Below are 14,800 nucleotides of genomic sequence, written 5' to 3' on the forward strand. Positions count from 1 at the left end.
TTCGATTGTCGGGGGAGTTGGGGGGTGGGAGTTGGGGGGTGGGAGTCAGGCGGGCGGAGTCGTGAGCACACGTGACTCGTCGAGGTGCGCCACGACGTCCTCGGCGACGCACTCGACGTCGGACCCGACGTCGGTGCCCTCGACCCAGAGGCCCCATCGCGGCGTGGCCGGGTCGGCCTCGTCGGCCACGACGACCACGTGCACCGGTTCGGGCTCGACCAGGTCGAGGAAGTCCTCGAGCCGGTCGCCGAGCGCGTCCTCGGCGACGACCGCGTCGAAACCCTCGAGCTGGTAGGTCTCCGCCACCGACAGGGCGGCTGACCAGCGCAGCAGCCGCATCCGCAGCTGTTCCGAGGTCGGCGGTTCGTCCCACCCTGCCGCGTCACCGGCCGTGACCGCGAGCTCGAGCGCCGTCCCGTCGACGAGGACGGCCCGGCCGAGCCGTGTGGCCACCGCGGACGCGAGGGCGGCCCGGGCTTGCGCCCGGGCCGCCGTCACGAGCAGGAGGCGCCCGCGCGGACCGGACTCGTCGGAACTGCTCATCCGCCCAGAGCGGCCGACACGACGTCCTTGGCCTCGGCCTGCACGCGGGCCAGGTGCTCGGCGCCCCGGAAGGACTCGGCGTAGATCTTGTAGACGTCCTCGGTGCCGGACGGGCGCGCCGCGAACCACGCGCTCTCGGTCGTCACCTTGAGACCGCCGATCTTGGCGCCGTTGCCCGGGGCCTCCGTGAGCTTGCCCGTGATCGGCTCTCCCGCAAGGGTTTCGGCGGTGACGTCATCGGGGGAGAGCGCGCCCAGCTTGGCCTTCTCCTCGCGCGAGGCCGCGGCGTCGATCCTGGCGTATGCCGGGTCGCCGTGTCGGGCGGTCAGCTCGGCGTAGTGCTGGCTGGGTGTCCGGCCGGTGGCTGCGAGGATCTCCGAGGCGAGCAGGGCGAGCAGGATCCCGTCCTTGTCGGTCGACCAGACCGTGCCGTCCTGGCGCAGGAAGCTGGCTCCGGCCGACTCCTCGCCACCGAAGCCCACGGAGCCGTCGAGCAGTCCGGGCACGAACCACTTGAAGCCCACCGGGACCTCGAGGAGCGTGCGGCCGAGGTCGCCGGCCACGCGGTCGATCATCGACGACGACACGAGGGTCTTGCCGATGGCGGTCGCAGCGGGCCACTTCGGGCGGGCCCCACCGTAGAGGTACTGGATCGCCACGGCGAGGTAGTGGTTGGGGTTCATCAGGCCAGCGTCGGGCGTGACGATCCCGTGCCGGTCGGCGTCGGCGTCGTTGCCCGTCGAGATGTCGTAGGCGTCCTTGGCATGGATGAGCGAGGCCATGGCCGAGGGGGAGCTGCAGTCCATACGGATCTTGCCGTCCCAGTCGAGCGTCATGAACGCCCACTGCGGGTCGACGCGCGGGTTGACGACCGTCAGGTCCAGTCCGTGCCGCTCGCCGATCTCGCCCCAGTAGGCGACCGACGCACCGCCGAGCGGGTCGGCGCCGATGCGCACCCCGGCCTCGCGGATGCGGGCGAGGTCGACGACGTGGGGCAGGTCGTCGACGTAGGTCCCGAGGAAGTCGTACGATCCGGCCTCCGTGCGAGCCTTGTCGAACGCGACGCGCTTGACGTCCTTGAGACCCTGCCGGATGAGCTCGTTGGCGCGGGCGGCGATGACGGACGTCGCGTCGGTGTCGGCCGGGCCACCGTGGGGCGGGTTGTACTTGAACCCGCCGTCGGCGGGCGGGTTGTGCGACGGCGTCACGACGATGCCGTCAGCCAGTCCCGTTGCACCGGGTGCCTTTCCGCGGTTGGCGCGGAGGATCGCGTGCGAGACGGCCGGGGTCGGCGTGAAGCCGTCACGGTCGTCGACGAGCACCCGCACACCGTTGGCGACGAGCACCTCAAGGGCCGAGCGCCAGGCCGGCTCGGACAGGCCGTGCGTGTCGCGGCCGATGAAGAGCGGTCCGTCGAAGCCCTGCGAGACGCGGTAGTCGACGATGGCCTGCGTCGTGGCGAGGATGTGGTCCTCGTTGAACGCCGTGCGCAGGCTGGACCCTCGGTGCCCCGACGTGCCGAAGGCGACCTGCTGGTCGGGGTCGTCGACGTCCGGGTGGCGGTCGTAGTAGGCGCCGATGAGGGCGTCGACGTCGACGAGGTCCTCGGCCTGGGCCGGCTGACCGGCGCGCGGGTGGCTCATGACGGGTCTCCGTTCGTGCTCGTGACGGCAGGGTCGCTGGCGTCGGACGTCACCGCGATCCTCGGCGCCTGTGGCTCGTCGACGGGGACGAGCCACACGGTCGACAGGCGCGGCACGGTGAGGTCGACGGCATACGGCTGGTCGTGCCAGCTCTCCTCCCGGGTCTCGACCACGAGACCGGCGCTGCTCGGGGCGTCGGGGTGGTAGCCGGCGGTGTCGAGCACGACCGTCCACCTCCCGCCCCGGGGCAGGCCGATCCGGTAGGACTGCTGCGTCTCACCGCTGAAGTTCATGACGCAGGCGACGACCGGCGCGTCCGTCGACCGGTCACCCTTGCCGAAGCGCAGCCACGAGAACGTGTTGTGGGCGGCGTCGTCGGCCTCGAGCCACTCGAAGCCCGAGCGGTCGGCGTCGAGCTCCCACAGGGCGCGGTGGCTGCGGTAGATGCCGTTGAGGTCCTTGACGAGGTTGTGGACGCGGTAGTGCAGCGGCTGCTCGAGCAGCCACCAGTCGAGGCTGCGACCCTCGGACCACTCGGACTCCTGGCCGAACTCGCACCCCATGAAGAGCAGCTGCTTGCCGGGATGGCACCAGAGGTAGGCCAGGAACGCGCGGAGCGTCGCCACCTGCTCCTCGCGCGAGCCGCGCGACTTGCGCAGCAACGAGCCCTTGCCGTGGACGACCTCGTCGTGGCTGATGGGCAGCACGAAGTTCTCGTCGAAGGCGTACATGAGCGAGAACGTCAGCTTGCCGTGGTGGTACTTGCGGTAGATGGGCTCCTCGCCGAGGTACTTCAGCGAGTCGTTCATCCAGCCCATGTTCCACTTGAAGCCGAAGCCGAGACCGCCCTCGTTGGTCGGCTTCGTGACGCCCGGCCACGTCGTCGACTCCTCGGCGATCGTGACGATCCCGCCGACCCGCTTGTAGGCGGTGCCGTTCGTCTCCTTGAGCAGCTCGACGGCCTCGAGGTTCTCGCGCCCGCCGTCCTTGTTGGGCACCCAGGCCCCGGCGTCGCGGGCGTAGTCGAGGTAGAGCATCGAGGCCACGCCGTCGACGCGGAGGCCGTCGAGGTGGAACTCCTCGAGCCAGTAGATGGCGTTGGCGACGAGGAAGTTGCGCACCTCGGGCCGGCCGTAGTCGAAGATGTTGGAGCCCCACTCGGGGTGCCACCCCTTGCGGGGGTCGGGGTGCTCGTAGAGCGGCAACCCGTCGAACCGCGCGAGCGCCCACTCGTCGGTGGCGAAGTGACCGGGCACCCAGTCGAGCAGGACCCCGATGCCGGCCCGGTGCAGCTCGTCGACGAGGAAGCGGAAGTCATCGGGACGTCCCCACCGTGAGCTCGGGGCGTAGTAGCCGGTCACGTGGTAGCCCCACGACGGGACGTACGGGTGTTCCATGACGGGCAGGAACTCGACGTGCGTGAAGCCGAGGTCGCGCACGTAGTTGACGAGGTGCTCGGCGAGACCGCGGTAGCCGAGCTCCTGGCGCCACGAGCCGAGGTGGACCTCGTAGATGCTCATCGGCCCCTGGTGGGCGTTGCTCGTGCGGCGGCGCTCCATCCAGTCGTCGTCGCGCCAGTCGTAGTGGGTCTCGGTGACGATGGCCGCCTGCTTCGGCGCGACCTCCGTCATGCGCGCCATGGGGTCGCTCTTGAGCCTCACGAGCTCGTCGGGACCGCGGACGGCGAACTGGTAGTTCATCCCCTCCCTGGCGCCGGGCAGGAAGAGCTCCCAGATGCCGCTCTCGCCGAGGGCGCGCATCGGGTGGGACCGGCGGTCCCAGTCGTTGAAGTCGCCGATGACGTGGACCGCCTTGGCGCGCGGCGCCCAGACGGCGAAGGACACGCCCCAGACGTCGCCGAGCGGTCCGGGGTAGTGCCGCACATGCGCCCCGAGGACGGTCCACAGCTGCTCGTGACGCCCCTCGTTGATGAGGTGCCGGTCGATCTCGCCGAGGGTCGGTGCGAAACGGTACGGGTCGTCCTGCTCGTGCTCGACGCCGTCGCCGTACTGGACGAGCAGGCGGTAGTCGTGCGTCGTCGTGAAGTCCGGCGAGGTCATCGACCAGATGCCGTCACGCACGTGCTGCAGGTCGACCCGCTCGCCCGAGTCGAGGCGGGCGCCGACCCGGGTGGCGTACGGACGGTAGGCGGTGATGGTGAGACCGCCCGGGCCGACGTGGTGGCCGAGCAGGTCGTGCGGCTGGCCGTTGCGGCCGTGGAGGAACGCGGTGATGGCGGCGTCGTCCAAGGAGGGGCCGTGGGTGGCAGTGGTCATGACGTGCTCTCCTCGGTGGTGAGCCGCTCGACGGCGCCGAGCGGGATCGGCAGCCACGAGGGCCGGTTGCGGGCCTCGTAGACGACCTCGTAGAGCGCCTTGTCGAGCTCGAGCGCCCGGGTCAGGGCCTGGGCATCGGCATCGGGTGCGCCCGCGACGGAGGCGTAGCCGTCGAGGAAGGCCGTCCGGCAGGCGGCCGCCCAGGTGGTCGCGTCGACGGGGGACTCGGCCAACGCCACGGAGCCCGCGGCATAGTCGAACGACCGCAGCATCCCGGCGACGTCACGCGCCGTGAGATCAGGCTGTACGCGTTCGGCGAGCGGGCGCAGCGGCTCGCCCTCGAAGTCGAGGGCCACCCAGCCCCGCTCGGGCACGTCGAGCACCTGACCGAGGTGGTAGTCGCCGTGGATCCGTTGCAGCGGTGGCCAGCTCACGTCGCGGACCGACGCGACGAAGCGGTCGACGGCCGGGGCGCAGGACGCGAGCTCGGGCACGAGCGCCACGGCCGCGGCATACCGCTGGCGCATCGAGGCGACGAGCGCCTCGCGGGCCTCCGGAGTGACCTCGTGGGTTCCCAGCGAGTGCGCGAGGGCGCCGTGGATCTGGGCGGTGACGACGCCGAGGTCGCGGGCCCGGGCGGTGAAGTCCGAGCCGGACGCGGCGGCGACGAGCGCCACCCGCCAGGCGTCCTCGACGCCCGGGATGAACTCCTGGGCGAAGGCCAGGTGTCCCTCCATCGGGGACCCGTCGGCGGGGGAGTCCCACGCACCGGAGAGGTGGCCGATGGCCATGGGCACGCGGTCGGAGCCCTCGGCGGTCAGGGCGGACTGCACGACGACGTCGGGGTTCTCGCCGTCCTGCAGGGTGCGGAAGACCTTGACGATGACCGGCTCGGCCGGGCCTCCGCCGGGAGCCGTCATGCGACAGATGATCGAGGTGTTGGACTGCTCGCCGGTCAGCACCGCGGCCGAGGACACGGACCCGTGGACGCGGCCCGTCGAGGACCCGGTCGCCACGGCGTTGTTGCCCACGGAGGCCTGGGCCACGTCGGAGACGCCCGCTCCGAGGATCGTCGCCATGAGCTCGCTGACGTAGACGGGGTCGTGCGGGCCGTCGTAGACCCAGCGCGTGCCGAGCACGCTGTGCTCCATCGTGCCGAGCAGCGCGTGCTCGCCACCCTCCAGCGGTGCGGGGCGGTAGGTGAGCGGGACCTGGTAGACGACCGCCGGGCTGACCGCCTCGTCGGCGAGCAGCAGCGTCTCGCAGCCGACCTCGCCCTCGGGGTCCTCGAACCGGAAGCCGCCCACGCGCCGCAGCTGGGGGACGTGTCCCTTGCCGTGGTACCACCGCTGGTGCGGCATCCAGTCGGTGACCATCTCGGTCTTGGTCGGCACGATGGTGGCGTCCTTGTGAACGATGGCCATCAGCCGTGGTCCTCCCCGCCCCGCACGCGGAGCCAGAAGAAGTCGCGGGAGCCGAGCGTCAGCGTGACCCGGCCGTCGCCGGCCACCCACGGGAAGCCGCTGCCGCCGAAGAGGTCGATGAGCTCGCGGCCCGCCAGGTGCTCGGGCAGCTGGATCGTCGCGGCCTGCGGGCGGCTCGAGAGGTTGTTGACGCAGAGCACCGCCTCGCCGGGCTCGTTGCCGTCGGGCTCGATCGTGCGGGTGAAGGCCAGGATCGCCTCGTTGTCGGCCTCGACCACGGTGAAGTCGCCGAGCCCGAACACGGGGTGGCGACCCCGGATCTGGAGCATGCCCCGGATCCAGTGCAGCAGCGATGCCGAGTGGGCCATCTGCGCCTCGACGTTGATGTTGTTGTAGTGGTAGACGAGGCTGCTGATGACCGGCAGGTAGAGCTTGCCCGGGTCGACGCTGGAGAAGCCGGCGTTGCGGTCGGGCGTCCACTGCATCGGGGTGCGCACGGCGTCGCGGTCGGTGAGCCAGATGTTGTCGCCCATGCCGATCTCGTCGCCGTAGTAGAGGCACGGTGACCCCGGCAGCGACAGGATGAGCGCGTGGATGAGCTCGATCTCGGGACGTGAGTTGTCGAGCAGGGGCGCGAGCCGGCGACGGATGCCGACGTTGGCGCGCATCCGGGGGTCCGGTGCGTACCAGCCGTACATCGCGGCCCGCTCCTCGGGCGTCACCATCTCGAGGGTCAGCTCGTCGTGGTTGCGCAGGAAGGTGCCCCACTGCGTGCCCGACGGGATGGCAGGGGTGTCCGCGAGCACGTCGATGATCGGGGCCGCCTTCTCCTCGCGCAGGGAGTAGTAGAGCCGCGGCATGACGGGGAAGTGGAAGCACATCTGGCACTCCGGCGCCTCCTCGGAGCCGAAGTAGTCGACGACCTCGGCCGGCGGCTGGTTGGCTTCCGCGAGCAGGATGCGACCGGGGTACTCGGTGTCGACCATGGCGCGCAGCCTCGCGAGGAACTCGTGCGTCTTCGGCAGGTTCTCGCAGTTGGTGCCCTCCTCCTCGAAGAGGTAGGGGACCGCGTCGAGGCGGAAGCCGTCGATGCCGAGGTCCATCCAGAAGCGCACGATGTCGAACATCGCCTCCTGCACGGCCTCGTTCTCGAAGTTGAGGTCGGGCTGGTGGCTGAAGAAGCGGTGCCAGAAGAACTGCCGGCGCACCGGGTCGAACGTCCAGTTCGACACTTCGGTGTCGACGAAGATGATGCGCGCGTCGTCGTAGCCGTCGTCGGTGTCGGACCAGACGTAGAAGTCGCCGTAGGGCCCGTCGGGCTCGGCGCGGCTCGCCTGGAACCACGGGTGCTGGTCGCTCGTGTGGTTCATGACGAAGTCGGTGACGATGCGGATGCCGCGGGCGTGGGCCTGCGACACGAGTTCGGTGAACTCCGGGAGCGTGCCGAACTCGGGCAGCACCGCCTTGTAGTCGGCGATGTCGTAGCCACCGTCGCGCAGCGGTGACGCGTAGAACGGTGGGAGCCAGAGGCAGTCGACCCCGAGCCACTGGAGGTAGTCGAGCCGGTTGATCAGTCCGGTGAAGTCACCGGCGCCGGAGCCCTTCGAGTCGGCGAAGGCGCGGACGAGCACCTCGTAGAAGACCGCCTTCTTGAACCACTGGGGGTCGTGCTTCAGGCCGGGCTGGGACAGGTTGAGGCCCTGCATCTGTCAGTGGCTCCTCACGTGGATGATGTGGACGGGCTCGGAGTCGGGCCCCAGGCGGACGAAGTTGTCCTGGCGCCACTCCCACGTCTGGTTCGTGATGTGGTCGTGCGCCTCGAAGGTCGACCACGTAGCCATACCCAGAGCCCCCATGTCGAGGTGCACCCACGTCTCACGGGTCGCGTGCGGGTCGAGGTTGGCGATGACGAGGACGGTGTCGCGCTCACCCGTGGCCCGGTCGACGACCCGGGACTTGCTGAAGACCATGATGTTCTCGTCGTCGGCCGCATGGAACCGCAGGTTGCGCAGCCACCTCAGGGCGGGGTGCCATTCGCGGATGTCGTTGAGACGCTTGAGGTACCAGGCGAGGGAACGGCTCTCGAGGGGGCCGCCCGGTTCGTAGAGGTACCACTGACGGTCCTTGTACTCGTACTTCTCGTTGTCGATCTGCTCCTCGGCGCCCGGGCGTGCCACGTGCTCCATCAGCTCGTAGCCGGCGTAGATGCCGTAGGTCGGCGACATGGTGGCCGCGACGGCCGCGCGCAGCTTCCACGCGGTCGGTCCGCCGTACTGCATGTACGGCGTCAGGATGTCGTGCGTCGTCGGCCAGAACGACGGGCGCATGTAGGCCGACCCGGTGGTCTCGCCCGCGAGCTCGCGGCCGTACTCCTCGAGCTCCCACTTCTCGTTGCGCCAGGCGTAGTAGGTGTAGCTCTGCTGGAACCCGGCCTTGGCGAGCTCGTGCATCATCGCCGGCTTGGTGAACGCCTCGGACAGCCAGACCGTGTCGGGGTGCGTCAGCGCGACGTCGGCGATCAGCCACTGCCAGAAGGCGACCGGCTTCGTGTGGGGGTTGTCGACGCGGAAGATGCGCACGCCGTGGTCGAGCCACACCTGGATGACCCGTCGCACCTCTGCGTAGGCCGTGGCGGGGTCGTTGTCGAAGTTGAGCGGAAAGATGTCCTGGTACTTCTTCGGCGGGTTCTCGGCGTAGGCGATGGAGCCGTCGGCCCGCGTCGTGAAGAGCGAGGGGTGCGTCTGCACCCACGGGTGGTCGGGTGAGGCCTGCAGCGCGATGTCGAGGGCGACCTCGAGCCCGGCGCGACCTGCCTCGGCGACGAAGTGGTCGAAGTCCTCGAAGGTGCCGAGGTCGGGGTGGATGGCGTCGTGCCCGCCGTCGGGCGAGCCGATGGCGTAAGGGGATCCCGGGTCGCCCGGCTGCGCGTTGAGGGAGTTGTTGCGGCCCTTGCGGGCGGTCGTGCCGATCGGGTGGATCGGCGTCAGGTAGACGACGTCGAAACCCATGTCGGCGATCGCGGGCAGCCGCTCGGCCGCGGACCGGAGGGTGCCGGAGACCCACTCGCCCGTCGTCTCGTCGCGGTGCGCGCCCTCGGACCGGGGGAAGATCTCGTACCAGGCGCCGTAGAGCGCCCGCTCGCGCTCGACGAGCAGGGAGTATGCCGGTGACGCCGACACGAACTCGCGCAGCGGCACGAGCGCGGCGAGTCCCAGGATCTCGGGGGAGGTGGCTGCGCCGAAGCGGTGCGCGGCGGGGGACCGGTTGTCGCCGAGCGCGACGACGCCCTTGTCGATCTCGGACGCGTCGACGCCCAGACCCCGCACGGACGCGGCGAAGCGCTGGAGCACGCGGACGCCCTCGGCGCACATGAGGTCCTCGTCGACCCCGGCGGCGATCTTGATGCCGGCGTCGTGCACCCAGGTCGCGAAGGGGTCGGACCAGCCCTCGACGCGGTAGGTCCACCAGCCCTCGCGGTCGGCGACGACGGTGGTGGACCACTCGGAGAGGCCCGGGTTGTCGCTGTGCATCGCGAAGTAGTGGTCGGTGCCGTCGGGGTCGGTGAGCACGGCCGTCGCGTTGACGGCGTCGTGGCCCTCGCGGAAGACCTTGGCCCGGACCGTGAACTCCTCGCCGACGACCGACTTGGCCGGGCGCGTGCCGCCGTCCACGACCGGGCGGACGTCGCTCACGGGGATGCGTCCCATCGGGAGGGCGCCACCCGGCATACCCTCGACGGTCGGCGGGGTGCTCACGGGGGGTTCGGGGGCCAGGTGGACGGCTCCGGACGCGGTGTCGTCGACGAACGCGGCGTCTGCGGTCGGGGTGGCATCGTCGCGCCGGGCTGCCTGGGGAGGGGCGGCGGTGCGCACGCGGTCGGGCTTGCTCGGACGCTGCTTCTTCGCTGGGCCAGTCACGGAATCGACCGTATCGAAGTTGCAGCGTTTGGCCCACGAGGCGGTGCGGGTCGGTCCGGTGGGTGAAACGCGCCTGCAAGGGTTGCAAGAACCCGACATGGCGACCCCTATGCTGTCCCCTTGTGAAGGCCATCCGTCGCTTCAGCGTCCGCACCGTCCTGCCGAGCCGTATCGAGGGACTCGGCGTCCTCGCGAGCAACCTGCGCTGGTCCTGGCACCCGCCGACCCGCGACCTGTTCGAGAGCATCAGTCCACGCAAGTGGGCCCAGGCGGGTGAGGACCCCGTCAAGCTCCTCTCCCGGCTGTCCTCCGACGAGCTCGCAGCCCTCGAGTCCGACGACGACTTCGTCGCGCGCGTCGTGGCGGCCAACGAGGACCTCCACCACTACCTCACCGACGAGCGCTGGTACCAGTCGTGGAGCCGCGAGCAGGAGGCGGCCGGCAGGGCCGCCCCCGCCGCGATCGCCTACTTCAGCCCCGAGTTCGGCATCACGTCCGTGCTGCCGCAGTACTCCGGCGGTCTCGGCATCCTCGCCGGGGACCACCTGAAGTCGGCGTCCGACCTGGGCGTGCCGATCGTCGGCGTCGGCCTCTTCTACAAGACCGGCTACTTCAAGCAGTCCCTCAACCGGGACGGCTGGCAGGTCGAGACCTACCCGGTGCTCGATCCCGACGGGCTTCCCCTGTCGCTGCTGCGCGAGGAGGACGGCACCCCGGCCGTCGTCACCGTCAGCCTCCCGGCCGGCCGGGAGCTGCACGCCCACGTCTGGAAGGCGCAGGTCGGCCGGGTGCCCCTGCTGCTCCTCGACTCCGACGTCGCCGACAACGACGAGCAGACCCGCAAGGTGACCGAGTCGCTCTACGGCGGCGGCGGTGACACCCGCCTCGAGCAGGAGCTGCTCCTCGGCATCGGCGGCGTGCGCGCCCTCCGGCTGTGGTCGCGCCTGTCCGGCAGCCCCACGCCGGAGGTCTACCACACGAACGAGGGCCACGCCGGCTTCCTCGGCGTCGAGCGCATCACCGAGCTCGTCCGCGACCACGGCCTGACCTTCGACGACGCCCTCGAGGCCGTCCGCGCGGCAACGGTCTTCACGACGCACACGCCCGTCCCGGCCGGTATCGACCGTTTCGACGCCGCCAAGATCAACCTCTTCTTCGGCGGGGCCAACGCCATCCCCGGGGTCCCGGTCGAGCGGCTGCTGGCGCTCGGCGCCGAGGACTACGACGGTGGCCAGCCGGGCATCTTCAACATGGCCGTCATGGGCCTGCGCCTCGCGCAGCGCGCCAACGGCGTCTCGCAGCTCCACGGTGTCGTCAGCCGGGAGATGTTCGACGGGCTGTGGCCGGGCTTCGACGACGTCGAGGTCCCGATCTCCAGCATCACCAACGGTGTCCACGCGCCGACCTGGGTCGACCGGGCCGTCTACGACGTCGCTCGCAAGTACCTCGGCACCACCGACATCGCCGGCCAGGACGACTGGGAGCGCATCGACGAGGTGCCGGCCGACGCGGTCTGGTCGACGAAGCGCGAGATGCGGGAGAAGCTCGTCACCGACGTCCGTCGGCGCGTCAAGTCCTCGTGGCACAAGCGTGGTGCGAGCGACGCCGAGCTCGGCTGGGTCGACGACGTGCTCGACCCTGACGTCCTGACGATCGGCTTCGCCCGCCGGGTGCCGACGTACAAGCGCCTCACCCTGATGCTCCGCGACCCGGAGCGGCTCAAGAGCCTCCTGCTCCACCCGGAGCGTCCGGTGCAGCTCGTCATCGCCGGCAAGTCCCACCCCGCCGACGAGACCGGCAAGCGCCTCATCCAGGAGATGGTCCGCTTCGCCGACGACCCCGAGGTGCGCCACCGCATCGTCTTCCTGCCGAACTACGACATCGCCATGGCCCAGCACCTCTACCCGGGCTGCGACGTCTGGCTCAACAACCCGCTGCGGCCCTTCGAGGCGTGCGGCACCTCGGGCATGAAGGCCGCCCTCAACGGCGGTCTCAACCTCTCCATCCTCGACGGCTGGTGGGACGAGTGGTTCGACGGCCGCAACGGCTGGGCCATCCCGACCGCCGACGGTGTCGAGGACGCCGACCGACGTGACGACATCGAGGCCTCCGCGCTCTACGACCTCATCGAGAACGACGTCGCGGCGAAGTTCTACGACCGCGACGCCGCGGGCCTGCCGCAGGGGTGGATCGACATGATGACCCACACCCTCAAGACGCTCGGCCCGAAGGTGCTCGCGAGCCGCATGGTGCAGGACTACACCGAGCAGCTCTACAGTCCCGCGGCCGGTGCGGGGCGCTCGGTCGCAGCAACGGACTTCGCCGGGGCCAAGGACCTCGCCGCCTTCAAGGCGAAGATCCGCACGGCGTGGCCGAAGGTCAAGGTCGAGCACGTCGAGCCCTCGGGCGTGTCGGACTCGCCGCAGGTCGGCGACGTGCTCGACCTGCGCGCCTACGTGTCGCTCGACGGCCTGACCCCCGACGACGTCGAGGTGCAGCTCGTCCACGGCCACGTCAACGACGTCGACGAGCTGTGGGGCGTGGAAGTCGCCCCGCTCGCCCTCGTGGAGTCCTACGACGACGACCGCCACCAGTTCGCCGGCTCCCAGAAGCTCCGACGCACCGGTTCGTTCGGCTACAGCGTGCGCGTGGTGCCCAAGCACCCGGGACTTGCCGGACCTGCCGAGCTGGGACTGGCACGCAACGCCTGACCCTCCAGCCTGACGTGAAGAGCCCGGACCCCGGAGCGGGGTCCGGGCTCTCTCACATCCGCCGTCGAGCTAGGTCCCGGTCGAGCTCCAGACGCGCATCGATGCCGCAGCCATCGACACGAAGTCTCCCGCTGGGACGGAATCGCTTGGGGGAGTGGGGCGCTCGTCAGCACTGTCCCAAAGGAGCGCGTATGCCGTCACGCCCGGCGCCGCTGGGAGCGTGACGTCGACGGCGCCCGCCGAACCGTTGACGACGATGAGCACCGACTGCTCGGAGGTCGCGGCCCCGTTGTAGAGACCCTGCAGCACGGCGACCGCGGGTCCGTCCCAGTGCTCGCCCATCGGCTCACCGTCGGCCCTGAACCACGCGAGGTCGGTCGAGCCGTCGGGCTGGACCCTCCGGCCGGAGAAGAACGCCCGCTGCCGAAGGACGGCGTGGTCGCGACGCAGACGCACGAGGTGGCGCGTGGTCTCGAGCAGGTCCTCCTGCCACGGGTCGAGGTCCCACGACGTCCAGCTGATCTCGTTGTCCTGGGCGTACGGGTTGTTGTTTCCGCGCTGGCTGCGGCCGATCTCGTCACCGGCGCCCAGCATCGGCACACCGGTGGACAGCAGCAGCGTCCCCAGCAGGTTGCGCATCGACCGGCGTCGGGCGGCGGCGATGTCGGGGTCGTCCGTGCGCCCCTCGACGCCGTGGTTCCACGACCGGTTGTCGTTGGACCCGTCCGTCCCGCTGTGACCGTTGGCCCCGTTGTGCTTCGTGTCGTACACCGTGAGGTCGGCCAGCGTGAACCCGTCGTGGGCGGTGACGAAGTTGACCGAGGCGATGGTGCCGCGGTCGTGCCGGTCGAAGAGGTCCTGCGACCCGGCGAGCCGGGTGGCCAGCTCACGGACGCCGTGGCCGACGCCGCCCGACGCGGAAGCGGCCAGGTCGCGCAGCCAGAAGGTGCGAGTCGCGTCCCGGTAGCGGTCGTTCCACTCGGAGAACGGCGGGGGGAACTGCCCGGTGCGCCAGCCGTGCAGACCGAGGTCCCACGGCTCGGCGATGAGCTTCGCGCGTGACAGGCACGGGTCGGTGCGCAGCGCCACGAGGAAGGGGTGGTCGCTGTCGTAGCCGTCGTCCTTGCCGCGGCCCAGCGCGACGGCGAGGTCGAAGCGGAAGCCGTCGACGTGGCACTCCTGCACCCAGTAGCGCAACGAGTCGAGGACCATCCGCGCCACGACGGGGTGCGTCAGGTCGAGGGTGTTGCCGCATCCGGTGACGTCGATGTCGCGACCGCGACCGTCGAGGCGGTAGTAGGCACGCTGGTCGAGCCCTCGCCACGACAGGGTCATGTGCTCCCGGGAGTTCTCCGCCGTGTGGTTGTAGACGACGTCGAGCAGCACCTCGATGCCGGCGGCGTGCAGGTCCTTGACCATCGTCTTGAACTCGTCGAGGGCGCCCTGCGGGTCCGGCGTCGACGCGTACGCCGCGTGCGGCGCGAAGAAGCCGAGCGTGTTGTAGCCCCAGTGGTTCGTCAGCCCGCGCAGCACGAGGTCCGGCTCGTGCGTGAAGGTGTGTACCGGCAGCAGCTCGACGGCCGTGACACCCAGCTCGAGGAGGTGGTCGACGAACGCGGGATGGGCGAGGCCGGCATACGTCCCGCGGAGCTCCTCCGGGACGCCGGGATGCAGCTTCGTGGCGTTCTTGACGTGCACCTCGTAGATCAGCGACTCCGTGAGGGAGCGCCTCGGGAACTCGTCTGCGCCCCAGTCGAACTCGTCCTCGACGATGACGCAACGTGGCATGTGTGGCGCGGAGTCGCGGTCGTCGCGCACCGAGAGGTCGCCGCGGAGGTCGGGACCGACGCGATGGGCGTAGAGGGCGCGGTCGAGGTGCACGCCGCCCTCGATGGCGCGGGCGTAGGGGTCGAGGAGCAGCTTCGCGGGGTTGTGCAGCAGCGACCGGTCCGGGTCCCAGTCCCCGTCGACGCGGAAGGCGTAGCGCTGGCCGGCCGCGACACCGGGCACGGTGTCGAACCACGTCCCGTGGGCGCGGTGACGCAGCGGCACCCGCCGTTCCGTCGTCGTGCCGTCGGCGGCCGGGTCGAAGAGGCAGACCTCGACGGAGCGGGCGTGGCCGGCGTAGACGGAGAACTGCGCCCCCTCGGCGGTCAGCCGGACCCCGAGCTCCGGAGGCAGGTCGGGCGTCGCGGGCGGAGGCGGGCACATGTGTCCGAGCGTAGGGGTGGTCCGCCCCATCTCCGGGTCGGATCGACCTCGCCGCGCGGGCTCGTTACGGTTGAC

Annotated in this window: 8 protein-coding genes; 1 reads left to right on the plus strand and 7 read right to left on the minus strand. The window is 70.5% G+C overall.

Annotated elements, in window-relative coordinates; all coding sequences use genetic code 11:
* Nucleotides 1–45 precede the first annotated feature (45 nt).
* From AB4030_RS17745 to AB4030_RS17770, 6 genes are read right to left on the minus strand one after another with little or no spacing between them, the layout of a single operon-like run.
* Nucleotides 46–543: a hypothetical protein gene (locus AB4030_RS17745; RefSeq protein ID WP_442280530.1), complete on the minus strand. Its 498-nt coding sequence runs from the start codon at nucleotides 541–543 to the stop codon at nucleotides 46–48.
* Complete coding sequence (gene pgm, locus AB4030_RS17750) at nucleotides 540–2,186, minus strand: phosphoglucomutase (alpha-D-glucose-1,6-bisphosphate-dependent) (RefSeq protein WP_442280531.1); 1,647 nt, start codon at nucleotides 2,184–2,186, stop codon at nucleotides 540–542. The genes AB4030_RS17745 and pgm overlap by 4 nt, the downstream gene beginning before the upstream one ends.
* The gene (glgB, locus tag AB4030_RS17755; protein WP_442280532.1) at nucleotides 2,183–4,462 is read right to left on the minus strand and encodes a 1,4-alpha-glucan branching protein GlgB; all 2,280 of its coding nucleotides are present in this window, start codon (nucleotides 4,460–4,462) and stop codon (nucleotides 2,183–2,185) included. Before glgB ends, pgm begins: the two co-directional genes overlap by 4 nt.
* A complete protein-coding gene (locus AB4030_RS17760; protein ID WP_442280533.1) occupies nucleotides 4,459–5,886 on the minus strand; it encodes a maltokinase N-terminal cap-like domain-containing protein in 1,428 nt (475 codons plus the stop codon). Before AB4030_RS17760 ends, glgB begins: the two co-directional genes overlap by 4 nt.
* Entirely contained in the window at nucleotides 5,886–7,592 is a 1,707-nt protein-coding gene (gene treS, locus AB4030_RS17765) for a maltose alpha-D-glucosyltransferase (protein ID WP_442280534.1), read from the minus strand. Before treS ends, AB4030_RS17760 begins: the two co-directional genes overlap by 1 nt.
* 3 nt (nucleotides 7,593–7,595) lie before the next feature.
* Nucleotides 7,596–9,614 (minus strand): alpha-1,4-glucan--maltose-1-phosphate maltosyltransferase, encoded by a 2,019-nt coding sequence (locus AB4030_RS17770; protein ID WP_442280559.1) that lies wholly within the window; start codon nucleotides 9,612–9,614, stop codon nucleotides 7,596–7,598.
* A gap of 311 nt (nucleotides 9,615–9,925) precedes the next feature.
* On the opposite strand from AB4030_RS17770, the gene glgP reads away from it, so the two are divergent.
* Nucleotides 9,926–12,514: an alpha-glucan family phosphorylase gene (glgP, locus tag AB4030_RS17775; protein WP_442280535.1), complete on the plus strand. Its 2,589-nt coding sequence runs from the start codon at nucleotides 9,926–9,928 to the stop codon at nucleotides 12,512–12,514.
* Nucleotides 12,515–12,583: 69 nt separating this feature from the next.
* Here the strand turns inward: glgP and glgX are convergent, their stop codons facing one another.
* Nucleotides 12,584–14,725, minus strand: a complete 2,142-nt coding sequence (gene glgX / locus AB4030_RS17780; RefSeq protein ID WP_442280536.1) for a glycogen debranching protein GlgX — start codon at nucleotides 14,723–14,725, stop codon at nucleotides 12,584–12,586.
* Nucleotides 14,726–14,800 lie beyond the last annotated feature (75 nt).

Source organism: Terrabacter sp. 2YAF2 (genome assembly GCF_052114705.1).
Classification (GTDB): Bacteria; Actinomycetota; Actinomycetes; order Actinomycetales; family Dermatophilaceae; genus Terrabacter.